Source organism: Dissulfurispira sp., from assembly GCF_036745535.1.
Classification (GTDB): Bacteria; Nitrospirota; Thermodesulfovibrionia; order Thermodesulfovibrionales; family Dissulfurispiraceae; genus Dissulfurispira.
This window is the reverse complement of record NZ_DAIOFX010000023.1, coordinates 1-11,628: the sequence shown is the minus strand read 5'-3', so window position 1 is coordinate 11,628 and position 11,628 is coordinate 1. Positions and strand designations below refer to the sequence as shown.

Sequence of the window (11,628 nt, the reverse complement as noted above, 5' to 3'; positions counted from 1 at the left end):
GTCGTTCTAAAAATAATCGTTGATCCTATATCCTGTAAAACCAACCCCGATCAGGAAGAATAAAGTGACCAGCGCAATGATAATCCTTGCCTTGCGCGAAATGCCTTCCGAGTACCACTTGACCACCCTGTCGAACAACCGAAACGGATTAAACACTCGAGACCTCCCCTATCTGTTCTATATCCTTTTTATTTTTTATTTTAAAGACCCCTCAATGTCCTGTATGCTGCATTAATAGTCTTATTTATATCGGCCTTTGTATGTGCGATGGAAATAAAACCAGCCTCGAACTGTGACGGTGCAAGGTTTATCCCCTGATTTAACATGCCCCTGAAAAACCGTGAAAACTTTTCTGTGTCCGATGTCTTTGCTGTTTTATAATCAACAACCTCGGTATCGGTAAAGTATGTGCAGAACATAGTCCCTGCCCTGTAGAATTTTGTTTTAGCCCCTGCCTTTTTTGCAGCGTCCTTCAGCCCTTCTTCAAGGTGCTGCATTGTCTTTTCGAGCCCTTTGTAGGCGTCTTTCTTTGAGAGGATATTCAAGGTCTCTATGCCTGCTGTCATGGCAAGGGGATTTCCGGACAATGTACCTGCCTGATATACAGGGCCTTCAGGGGCAACCATGGACATGATCTCCCTCTTCCCTCCGTATGCGCCGACAGGAAGCCCTCCTCCGATGACCTTGCCGAGGCATGTCATATCAGGGACTATTCCATAATATTTCTGCGCTCCTCCGTATGAAACCCTGAAGCCTGTCATCACCTCATCGAATATGAGGACAATTCCGTATTTCTCTGTCTCTCTTCTTAATGTTTCAAGAAAACCGGGCATTGGCAGGACACATCCGATATTGCCGACGACCGGTTCGAGGATAACGCAGGCAATATTTTTCCACTCTTTCTGAACAACATCCTTAAATGCCTTAATATCATTGAATGGAAGTGTTATGGTATTTTTTGCATATGATTTGGGGACGCCTGGACTGTCCGGAACACCGAATGTTGTAGCGCCTGAACCAGCCTTCACTAAAAGCCCGTCGGCATGCCCGTGATAGCATCCCTCGAACTTTATTATCCTGTCCCTCTTTGTAAAGCCCCTCGCTACCCTTATGGCGCTCATTGTTGCCTCTGTACCGGAGTTGACCATTCTTACCTTTTCAATGGAAGGGTATGCCTTGATTATCATCCGGGCAAGTTCTATCTCGAGGGGTGTTGGCGCCCCGAAACTTGTACCGTTTTCGATGGCTGTTTTGAGGGCCTTAACAACAGAGGGATGGGAATGCCCCAGTATCATCGGCCCCCATGAAAGGACATAATCTATGTATGCATTGCCATCAACATCGTAGATTTTGGAGCCTTTTGCTTTCTTGATAAATATAGGTGAGCCGCCCACTGCCTTGAATGCCCTTACAGGACTGTTCACGCCGCCGGGCATCAATTCGACAGCTTTTTTATAAAATATCTTTGATTTTCTCGTTTCCATTTCCCCAAAATCTCGAAAAAATATAGGAATTTATCATAAATTTATTTAGTTTGTCAAAACCAATCCGCAATCAAGCAAAACAGGCATGGTAATTCGGTTTCTCTGATTTCTTTGGTTTAACTAAAGAAATATTGCACCTAAAGGCTTTTCACTTATACCTGCTTTCTTTTTGGAGACCGTTCGAAAACTTGCGATACCTTGAAAACCAAGGATTCACACGGATACTAATTTTTCTCTTGCCGCAGTCCGTCATTGCCCGACTCGATCGGGGAATCCAGTTTTTTCAAGAGGGGACTGTCCCCGTTCCCTCGCGAATGGACAGGGCTTGACAAATGCCTGAAAAAGTTTTATACTGAGACACAGTCTCAAATAAGAGTTATGAAAATTGTAATTATTTGCAGTTGGATAGCAGTCAGGGATGAATAAAAATGGGTATAACTAATCATTCGGTACTGCCTTTTGTTATTTTGAATTTATTGAGATTTAGTCTGAATTTCTTTTGGAGGTTTGATATGTGCGTTGCTTTGATAGGAGGTATGGACAGGCTTGAGAGAGACTACATCAATGAGGCCGAGAAGGCTGGCATTCATCTAAAAGTGTTCACAAAACCGGAATCCGGCTTGTCGTCAAAGATCAAAAATGTAGACGCAGTGGTGATTTTCACCAATAAGGTATCACACAAGGCAAGACGGGAGGTGATGAACACGGCTAAAGCAAAGAATATCCCTGTTTTCATGTATCACTCGTGCGGCGTATGTACGCTGAGGGATTGTCTCGTATGTATAAAACAAGGAAAGGAGGAGTAAATATGTCGGCAATGGTGATAAGCAGCGTTAAGAGGTTCATTGATATGTCGCCAAAACTCGAGGAGATAGGCATCAAAAATATTCATTTTTATAACTCGAAAGGCAATGAGGAATTGACTACTCCGATGGTTGCCCTTGTGCCATTTATTGATGTGGTGGTCTTGGGCAAAGACGCCTACCGTTCTACGCTGACGGACAGGGTCGTCGAAGAAGCACTGGCAAGGCATATCCCTGTAGTTTCGGAAGACTGCATTGCGGATCTATCAGGACGCCTTTATTAAAAAAATCAATTAACAAGGAGGAAAAGAAATGTTCAAAATGAAGATTCAAAGTTTAAATCTTAAAGATTTAGGGTTGTTTTTTGTCTTTTCACTGATCACTATTTACTTTTCACTATTGACTGTCTCTCATGCTGCTCACCCACTTATTACCGATGACACAGGCACGCAGGGAAAAGGGAAATTCCAGATTGAGATCAACAGCGAGTTTACTTATGACAAAGAGAAAGAGAAGGTTTTTGATGAAGACGCCGGAGACTATGTAACAGAGACAAAGAAGACAACAGGCGGAGAACTCGCAACAATACTCTCATACGGCATCACGGACAATCTGGACATAGTTATAGGCCTTCCATATCAGTGGAGCAAAGTCAAAAAGAACGGGACAGTCGAATGGGATGTAGACGGAATATCCGACATGTCGCTGGAGGCTAAATGGAGATTTTTTGAAAAAGACGGTCTGAGCTTTGCCCTTAAACCCGGCATTACCCTGCCAACAGGGGATGAAAATAAAGGCCTCGGCAATGGCCGGGCGTCCTATGGCCTTGTCTTCATTACAACAAAAGAAATAGAACCATGGGCATTCCACTTTAACTTGGGCTATACACATAATGAGTATAAGCTTCAGGCGGATAAAGACGCAAATAGAAAAGGAATATGGCATGTTTCTCTTGCATCCGAGGTGGAAGTTATTAAAGACCTTAAGGCAGTGGCAAATATAGGCATGGAGAGGAATCCTGATAAGGCATCGAATACCCACCCTGCATTTATCCTCGGAGGATTGATTTATTCGGTCACAGAGAATTTTGACATAGATATTGGAGTAAAGGGCGGGCTTAACAAGCCGGAAACGGATTTAACATTCCTTGCAGGAATAGCTTTCAGGTTTTAGTTTGGGGTTTTAGACAAAATGCAATACAGCATCATTCATGAACTGCCCGGCAGATTGAGGATTGCCCTAAAGATTCCCGGTGGCTTCTCCTTTAATATGGAAGACATAAGAGGGATTAAAGGGGTATTCTCGGTTTCATTCAGCAGCAAAACACGCAGCCTGCTTATAAAGCATAATGGAAGCGGAGCTTTAAGAAATGAGATTGTAAAAGCCATTGAGAATGCGCCTCTCGGGCTTTTTTTAAAGAAGTCGCAGGGCAGTGATGCTGCCGTAAAAAATAGAGATAAGCTTGCAGAGAAGAAAAAAGCCGTTATCGGAGCGGGGGCAAGGCTTTTGCTCTCGCCCCTCCTGCCTTTGCATCTCAGAATTCCGCTGTTTTTTTACGGAGCGTTTCCGTTTTTTAAAAAAGGGATTGCTTCGCTCATCAGAAAGAAAATCGATGTCAATGTCCTTAATGCAACTGCAATAGCTGCATCTATGGGAATGCGGGATTATAAGACAGCCGGGATGATCGCCCTTCTCCTTAAAACAGGCGAATACCTCGAGGAACGGACGCGGGACAGATCAAGAAAGATGCTGACCGGCGCCTTTTATGTTGAAGACGGGCATGTATGGATAAAAGAGGGCGGAATCGAAAAAGCAGTGAAGGCTTCTTCTATCCGTGAAGGCAATATCGTGGTCGTGAGAGCAGGTAGTCGCATTCCTGTTGACGGCATTGTAGTTGAAGGCGAGGCTATGGTTAATCAATCATCGATAACAGGAGAGCCTTTGCCTGTAATGAAAAGGCAAGGGGCAACGGTCTATGCAGCAACGGTTGTGGAAGAAGGCTCTTTGTTCATCGAGGCTTCAAACATAGGCAGCGGCACCAAAATAGCAAAGATAGTAAAGATTATCGAAGAGTCAGCGCATTTAAAAGCAGATATAGAAAGCCATGCGGAAAAATTAGCAGACAGGGTTGTGCCTTATACATTTGCATTAAGCGGATTGACATATCTTTTTACCGGCAATGCAGCGCGTGCTGCGTCCGTTTTACTGATAGATTATTCATGCGCCATAAAGCTATCAACGCCTTTGTCGATAATGAGCGGGATGCTCATGGCTGCAAAAAAAGGCGCTCTAATCAAAGGCGGGAAATTCATAGAGAAATTGTCAAAAACGGATGTATTTGTGTTTGATAAAACCGGCACGCTCACAAAGGCGAATCCTTCAATTATAGATGTAATACCATTTAACGGCTACAAGAGAGACTTTGTCTTGAAACATGCCGCCTGCGTGGAAGAGCACTTTCCCCATCCTGTCGCGACAGCGGTCATAAATAAGGCGAAAAACGAAGGCCTTATCCACGAGGAAGAACACAGCGAAGTCGAGTACATAGCGGCGCACGGAATAGCCTCGCATCTCGGAGGCAGGAGAATACTTGTAGGCAGCAGGCATTTCATCGTAGAGGACGAAGGAATTGACGACTCTTGCTGCAGGGAAATTATTACTAAAGCTTCATCCGGAGGCCATTCAATTCTTTATGTGGCAATAGATGACAAATTAGCAGGACTCATAGTCATCGAAGACCCTCTTAGAGAAGAAGCTTTGGGGTTTATAAAAAGGCTCAAAGATTCCGGAATTAGCAAAATACTAATGATTACCGGTGATGCCGATGCATCTGCAAGAAATGTTTCCGGCAGGCTCGGCATAACCGAGTACTACAGCCAGGCATTGCCGGATAAAAAGACCGAAATAGTCAAATGGCTGAGGAATTCGGGCTATGTGGTTGCGATGGTCGGAGACGGTATTAACGACTCCGCGGCTTTAGCCAATGCGGATGTGGGCATATCAATGAAGCATGGGGCTGACATTGCAAAAGAGGCATGCGATGTTTTGCTGCTTGATGGCAGCCTCATGTCTATCATTGAAGCAAAAAAGATAAGCGAAAGAGTAATGAACATCATAAGGCAGAATTTTAAATGCATAGTAGGCATTAATTCGTTTTTGATACTTTTAAGTCTCAAAGGACTCTCCACCCCTTTATTTTCAGCCTTTATGCATAATGCTTCTACAGTTCTGTCGGCATTAAACAGCATCAGACTTGGTTCTGACAAAGATGCTCCGGCAATGGAAAAGCATGGTAATGTTTGCCGCTTTGGGTCCCAGATACAGAAAAAATCTTTTTGCGGATGGAAGAGGTAATTAATGGTTAATCCTTTGAGGTTACAGCAGGAAACCTATGAGGACTCATACAGCGACTTTGAGGCTTGTTATAGTTACATCGTCTTCAGGTATCGGTTCGCCTTCTGCAAGGTAGTCTTCTATAAAGTCTCTGATTATAGAGTGAATTTCCTTTATAGTCTCCTCATACGTCTCGCCCTGTGCGTGGCACCCCGGAAGCGCAGGACAGAAGGCAAAATAACCGCCTTCTTCGCAAGACTCAATGATGATCGTAAACCTATAGTCTTTTGTCTGCATAGCTTCCGCCTTGTTTTTTATACAAATATTAGCAAACAACATATTTATTGTCAATGGCTGGAGGGAATATGATTGTGAGTTTTATAGAAGGCAGGATAAGGCTCAGGCACGAGATATTAAAGAGGCCTTATGCTGCGGAGAAAATAAAGAAGATTTTTCTCTCGATGAAAGGCGTCATGGATATCTCGATGAATCATAAAACGGGCGGCATGCTGATAATATACGACAGCGGCGTCCTCGACATTAAGGACATAAGCCGCAGGCTGGCTCTGCTTATGGATTTGAGAGCGGACGATAAAAAGGGCTTCGTTTATCCGAGAAAAACGGTCAATGCCGGCATGCTCGCTTCGCTGATAATAAGTCTTTTGGGAGCGGCGACCGGAAAGACTGCCCTGCACATAGCGGCGGGGATAGTGTTTGCCGGCTTTGCAGGCGCACATACTTATAAATACAGACAGATGTTATTTGCATAGGAGGAAAGAGATATGGCTCCATTGAGCATTTTGCCCGGCAGGGTAAGATTTGAAAGTCCGGGCATAGTCGGACAGTTAAAGACATGCAGCAGCCTTAGAGAAAGCATCTGCAGGCTCGACGGCGTATTGGACGCGTCGGTGAACTACAGGACAGGCAGGATACTCGTGAAGTTCAACGAGTATGCGGCCGATGGAGACAAAATAGCGGGAAAAATTAAGGAGCTTATAAAAAACGCTCCGCTCATGAAGACCCGGATAACGGATATCGGAATCCAAAAAGACAAAGGCGCTCACGGCATTGTGAGACACGCGATCATAGACGCGGTGGCCGGAGCGATTTTGCCGAGGCCGTTGAATGTTATCGCTCCGCTTTTTATAACGGCTGCGATGAAATAGACCGCCGTAGGCGGCGAATATCGTTTAATTAAAAGGGGGTAGATCATGACCCAAGAGAAGAAGGAGACAAAGTCGGAGGAAGGAGAAAACAACGGCAAGGAAGGAGGAAAACGCATGGGAGAGGGAATATTTATAAGTAAGAAAAGTCTTTGGCTGATGGCTGGCGGGGCATTAGGCGCGATTGCCGCGCTCGGTCTTGGAAAGACCTTCAAGAAGATCAGGCCTGCAGTTATAGGGGCGGTTAAAGAGGGATATGCTTTTAAGGAGTGGGTAGCGGCAAAAATAGAGACAGTAAAAGAAGACATCGAAGACATAGTCGCAGAGGCGAAACATTCTTATCACAAAGACCTTGAAGCGTCTGCGGAGGCTGTAAAAAAGGAAAAAGAGATTATAGAAAAAGTTGAGCAATTGGTAGGGAAAAAGATGTCAAGGAAGAAAGCAGCCAGGGAGGGAGAATAATCATGGAAACTAAAAACATGAAAACAAGCTCAAAAAGATACATCGGCTCGTTTTTGAAGGTAGCGCTCGGAGCCGGAACGGTAATAAGCGGCGCCTATGTGTTTTCGAGACTTAAGGAAAAGCAGGACTCGGAAACGAGGCTCGAAAGGATGGAGCAGATGCTCGATGAGATTTCCGAGGAAGGCGCGGAAAAGAAAACAAAATAAAGCGAGATAGATAACGGCAGGTTTGACGGCCTGCTATTATTCTGGCCTTAATATTGAAAAAGAGACTCCATTATTTTGGAGGGCGATATGATAATTCCTATGAATGAGATGTATCTTGGCGAAACCGCAGAGATAATGTCTTTGGATGAGCAGATTATAGGGATTAGACGGCTCAGGGACATGGGCCTGCGCGAAGGCAAGTTGATAGACCTGCTGCATTACGACCCTCTCGCAAACAGGAAAATTATTATAGGCGTCGATAATGCGAGAATAGCCTTCGACGCGGAGCTTGCAGGTCACATCAAGGTAAGGCCGTTAAAAAGCTACTACGAAGTCGTCGAGGCTCAGGCCAATTACGACAGGCTCACGGGCTGCCTGAACAGGCATTCCATCGAGTGCATCTTAACGAGGGAATATGAAAAATTCTTATCGAACAAGATACCGCTTTCCATCCTCCTTGCGGATATAGATTATTTCAAACGGATCAACGACACTTACGGCCACGGCGCCGGAGACGGAGTTCTTAAAAACATCTCTGCTTTATTCAAGCAGCTTTTGCGGAGGTCGGACTGCCTTTGCCGATGGGGAGGCGAGGAGTTCCTTATACTGCTGAGAGGCACCTTGATGAACGAGGCGCTCCAGATAGCCGAAAGGCTGAGAGAGTCCGTAGAGTCGCACATATTTCAGCCGTTCAAAGGAAGCGGTTTCGTGACCGTCAGCATGGGCGTATGCGGCCTTCCCCCGGACAGACGAATAGAGCATCTGCTGGAAATGGCGGATACCGCCCTTTACGAAGCGAAGAAAAGCGGCAGAAACCGCGTAAATTCATGCGAGGTGGCGATATGAAACCCGTTGTTCATTTGCCCGGGATCGAAGGACTGTTTTGTGGTATAAGCCCTTGCGCCCACGACTGCCTTACTCTGCACCAGTTAAGCGAGTCCCTCGGCAATGCAGTGGACGCAAAAGACAGGCTTACCCATAATCATTCCCAGTATGTGGCGGTCATAAGCTATCTGATCGCGCTCGCTATGGGATTCAATGCAAAGCAGGCGGATGTTATCCACATCGCCGGACACCTGCATGACATAGGCAAGATCGGCATACCGGACAGCGTATTGAAGAAAACCGGCTCATTTACGGAGCAAGATTGGGAATGGATGCGGAGGCATCCGGAGATCGGCGCAAAGATCGTAAGTCCGGTAAAATTTTTTAAATCCAACGGCGGCGTCCGGGAGATAGTCCTTTATCATCACGAGAGGTATGACGGAATGGGTTATCCGCACAATCTACAAGGCTCGGATATACCTATCGGAGCGAGAATAGTTGCAGTTGCCGATACCCTCTCGGCGCTCATTCAGGACAGGCCTTACAGAAAGGGCAGAGACTTCGATGCTGCCGTCGAAGAGATCAGAAGAGGCTCTGGCTCTCAGTTCGATCCTGTCGTCGTAAGGGTTTTTGTAGAGATAAAAGACAATATCAAGCAATGGATGGAGGGAGTATGATGGGCATTGAAGCACCCGCTCCGCTTGGGCTTTTATTGGAAGGAGAAAAGGCGGAGATCGTGGAGATAAAAGAGCAGAGGGGCTATTGCCACGGGAAAAGCAAAAATGAGTTCTGTCATGCGGAGGACATGGGGCTCCGCATCGGCAAAGTAGTGGAAATGCTTAATAACAGAGGAACCGGACCGCTTCTTTTAAAAGTGGACGAATCGCGCATAGCCCTCGGCAGGGGCATGGCAATGAATATAATGGTGAGGAGGATATAAAAATGAATTTGGCGATGCTTAAACCCGGAGAAGCCGGGAAGATCGTGAAGATTGGAGCTATAGGCCCTTTAAAAAGGAGGCTTATGGACATGGGAGTGCTTGTGGGCGAAAAGGTGAAGGTCGAAAAGGTAGCGCCGCTTGGCGATCCTATTGAAGTGACAATCAAAAATTATAATCTCTCTCTGAGAAAGAAAGAGGCCGAGGGGATAGCAGTGGAGGTGGTGAAGTGACAACAGCAGTCAGCAATCAGCAGTCAGCAATCAGTTCGGGGAAAAAGGCCTTAACCGTTGCAGTAGCGGGAAATCCTAATTCCGGCAAATCAACATTAATTAATGCCATTGCAGGAACGAGGCTGCATGTGGGCAACTGGCCCGGCGTTACTGTCGAAAAAAAATCCGCTGTATTCGAACATGGGGGCAGAAAGATAAAACTCGTAGACCTTCCCGGCACATACAGTCTGAGTCCATACACTCAGGAAGAGATAATAGCAAGGGATTATCTTGTTCACGAAAAGCCGGATGTGATAATTAATGTAGTTGATGCGACCAATCTCGAACGCAATTTGTATCTTACTGTCCAACTGCTGGAGTTGGGTATACCTGTCGTCATTGCCCTGAATATTTACGATGAGGCGGAAAAGAAAGGCTATTGGTTTGATATTAAAAAGATGGAGGAAATGCTCGGTGTTAAGGTGGTCCCGACCGTATCTACAAAGAAAAAAGGGCTTGACGATTTGATGAAGGCGGTTGTTGAAATCTCTGCTTCGCCTGAACCGCATCTTCCCAGACAGTTGAATTACGGGCAAGATATTGAAGATGCCGCATCAGCGCTCGACATGCAGATCAAAAATGCTTATCCGTCCCTTGCTGCAAAATACCCCTTGAGATGGCTTTCGTTCAAACTCATGGAAGGAGACGACCATGTCCGGAAAGAAGTAAATCTTTCAGGCGACGGGGCTTTTATCGCAGATTCTACGGCGCATCTGAAAAAGGCGCACGGCGAAGACATAGAATCCATAATGGCGGATGTTAGATATGCGCTTGCATCCGGCCTTACCCGTGAAGTATTAAAGCGTCCTGAATGGAGAAAAGCCGATATTACCGAAAAAATAGACAGGGTTGTTCTGAACAGGTTTTTAGGTATACCGGTATTTCTTGCCGCTATGTGGCTCGTATTTAAGCTGACATTCGATGTCTCGACTCCTTTTGTTGACTGGATAGACGCCATGACAACCGGGCCTTTCAAGAGATGGGCTGAGGCTGTTTTAGGCTTTATCCACGCCCCTCAATGGACAGTCTCGCTCGCAACCGATGGAGTTATCGCAGGCGTAGGTTTTGTTTTGGTTTTTGTGCCGGTGATATTTGCGATGATGTTTTTTATCACTTTCCTTGAGGGAAGCGGCTACATGGCAAGGGCTGCCTTTGTTATGGACAGGGCAATGCATGCCATAGGCTTGCACGGAAAATCGTTCATACCTATGCTTCTTGGATTCGGATGCAATGTCCCCGCGGTCTACGCGACGAGGACACTCGAAAACCCGAGGGACAAGGCGCTGACAGCTCTGCTAATTCCCCTTATGTCTTGCGGGGCAAGGCTTCCTGTTTATGTTGTTTTTATCGGGGCCTTTTTCGCTGCAAATGCCGGAACGGTTCTGTGGTCATTGTATGTGATGGGAATTGCACTCGCTGTGCTTATGGGTATTATATTCAAAAAGACTCTTTTTAAAGGCGAATCCCCGATGTTCATAATGGAACTTCCTCCATACAGGATGCCTTCGTTCAGGAGTCTGATGATACATACGTGGGAAAAGGGAAAGCACTTTCTCATTAAGGCAGGCACATATATTCTTGCGGTTTCCATACTCGTGTGGTTCCTCTTAAACCTGCCTTGGGGAGTCGAAAACAAAAAAGACTCTTATTTAGGAAAGATGGGACAGGTGATAGCTCCGGCTCTTGAACCTCTCGGATTCGGCAATTGGGAGGCCGCGTCGTCGCTCGTTTCGGGACTGATAGCCAAAGAAATAGTCGTTGGAACGATGGGAGAGATATACGTTCAGAAGGCGGAGGATGACAAGAAAGAAAAGCCTTTGTTGACCGACGACCTGAAAGAGATAGGGACATCCTTTGTAGGCGCTGCTAAGGATTCTGTGTCGAATGTGGTTTCGACCTTCGGCATATCGAGCCTGAGCAGCGAGGAGTCTACCGAAGAAACCGAAGAGAGAACGTCTTTAAGGGATGTAATTAAAAGCCAGTTTACGCCTTTGAGCGCGTATGCCTTCATTACATTCGTCCTGCTCTATATGCCGTGCGTGGTTGTGGCGATAGCTATGAGGCAGGAATTCGGCACATGGAAGTGGTTCGGGATCGCATTCGCATACCAGATGGCGCTGGCGTGGATTGTGGCGTTTGTGAT

The 11,628-nt window shown here is 46.0% G+C and carries 16 protein-coding genes; 13 read left to right on the top strand and 3 right to left on the bottom strand.

The genetic code is table 11. The features are described from left to right. Positions 1-6: 6 nt before the first annotated feature. Both V7L97_RS05860 and hemL read right to left on the bottom strand, forming a co-directional pair. Entirely contained in the window at positions 7-156 is a 150-nt protein-coding gene (locus V7L97_RS05860) for a hypothetical protein (RefSeq protein WP_333654153.1), read from the bottom strand. A gap of 44 nt (positions 157-200) precedes the next feature. Next, complete coding sequence (gene hemL, locus V7L97_RS05855) at positions 201-1,484, bottom strand: glutamate-1-semialdehyde 2,1-aminomutase (protein ID WP_333654152.1); 1,284 nt, start codon at positions 1,482-1,484, stop codon at positions 201-203. Positions 1,485-1,996: 512 nt separating this feature from the next. On the opposite strand from hemL, the gene V7L97_RS05850 reads away from it, so the two are divergent. The 4 genes from V7L97_RS05850 to V7L97_RS05835 are packed head-to-tail and all read left to right on the top strand — an operon-like array spanning position 1,997 to position 5,641. Beyond that, a complete protein-coding gene (locus tag V7L97_RS05850; RefSeq protein ID WP_333654150.1) occupies positions 1,997-2,290 on the top strand; it encodes a DUF2325 domain-containing protein in 294 nt (97 codons plus the stop codon). Positions 2,291-2,292: 2 nt separating this feature from the next. After that, positions 2,293-2,571, top strand: a complete 279-nt coding sequence (locus V7L97_RS05845) for a hypothetical protein (protein ID WP_333654149.1) — start codon at positions 2,293-2,295, stop codon at positions 2,569-2,571. Between the two features lie 28 nt (positions 2,572-2,599). After that, positions 2,600-3,460, top strand: coding sequence for a transporter (locus V7L97_RS05840; protein ID WP_333654148.1), 861 nt, complete (start codon positions 2,600-2,602; stop codon positions 3,458-3,460). Between the two features lie 18 nt (positions 3,461-3,478). Continuing rightward, a complete protein-coding gene (locus V7L97_RS05835; RefSeq protein ID WP_333654147.1) occupies positions 3,479-5,641 on the top strand; it encodes a heavy metal translocating P-type ATPase in 2,163 nt (720 codons plus the stop codon). Between the two features lie 45 nt (positions 5,642-5,686). Here the strand turns inward: V7L97_RS05835 and V7L97_RS05830 are convergent, their stop codons facing one another. Beyond that, entirely contained in the window at positions 5,687-5,917 is a 231-nt protein-coding gene (locus V7L97_RS05830) for a type II toxin-antitoxin system HicB family antitoxin (protein ID WP_333654146.1), read from the bottom strand. A gap of 68 nt (positions 5,918-5,985) precedes the next feature. Here V7L97_RS05830 and V7L97_RS05825 point away from each other — a divergent pair, with 68 nt between their 5' ends. The 9 genes from V7L97_RS05825 to feoB form a co-directional block, all read left to right on the top strand. Then, complete coding sequence (locus tag V7L97_RS05825) at positions 5,986-6,390, top strand: HMA2 domain-containing protein (RefSeq protein WP_333654145.1); 405 nt, start codon at positions 5,986-5,988, stop codon at positions 6,388-6,390. 12 nt (positions 6,391-6,402) lie between these two features. Next, positions 6,403-6,786 (top strand): HMA2 domain-containing protein, encoded by a 384-nt coding sequence (locus V7L97_RS05820; RefSeq protein WP_333654144.1) that lies wholly within the window; start codon positions 6,403-6,405, stop codon positions 6,784-6,786. Between the two features lie 45 nt (positions 6,787-6,831). Further along, complete coding sequence (locus V7L97_RS05815) at positions 6,832-7,245, top strand: hypothetical protein (RefSeq protein WP_333654142.1); 414 nt, start codon at positions 6,832-6,834, stop codon at positions 7,243-7,245. Between the two features lie 2 nt (positions 7,246-7,247). Further along, positions 7,248-7,451: a hypothetical protein gene (locus V7L97_RS05810; protein WP_333654140.1), complete on the top strand. Its 204-nt coding sequence runs from the start codon at positions 7,248-7,250 to the stop codon at positions 7,449-7,451. A gap of 87 nt (positions 7,452-7,538) precedes the next feature. Continuing rightward, positions 7,539-8,297 carry a GGDEF domain-containing protein gene (locus tag V7L97_RS05805; protein WP_333654138.1) on the top strand — a complete coding sequence of 253 codons (759 nt, stop codon included), beginning with the start codon at positions 7,539-7,541 and terminating at the stop codon, positions 8,295-8,297. Continuing rightward, a complete protein-coding gene (locus V7L97_RS05800; protein WP_333654136.1) occupies positions 8,294-8,953 on the top strand; it encodes an HD-GYP domain-containing protein in 660 nt (219 codons plus the stop codon). The genes V7L97_RS05805 and V7L97_RS05800 overlap by 4 nt, the downstream gene beginning before the upstream one ends. Continuing rightward, the gene (locus tag V7L97_RS05795; RefSeq protein WP_333654135.1) at positions 8,950-9,216 is read left to right on the top strand and encodes a FeoA family protein; all 267 of its coding nucleotides are present in this window, start codon (positions 8,950-8,952) and stop codon (positions 9,214-9,216) included. Before V7L97_RS05800 ends, V7L97_RS05795 begins: the two co-directional genes overlap by 4 nt. Positions 9,217-9,218: 2 nt before the next feature. Then, positions 9,219-9,446, top strand: a complete 228-nt coding sequence (locus V7L97_RS05790; RefSeq protein ID WP_333654134.1) for a FeoA family protein — start codon at positions 9,219-9,221, stop codon at positions 9,444-9,446. Further along, positions 9,443-11,628 (top strand): ferrous iron transport protein B (gene feoB, locus V7L97_RS05785; RefSeq protein WP_333654132.1); only part of this gene is annotated, 2,186 nt, incomplete at its 3' end. The genes V7L97_RS05790 and feoB, both read left to right, overlap by 4 nt.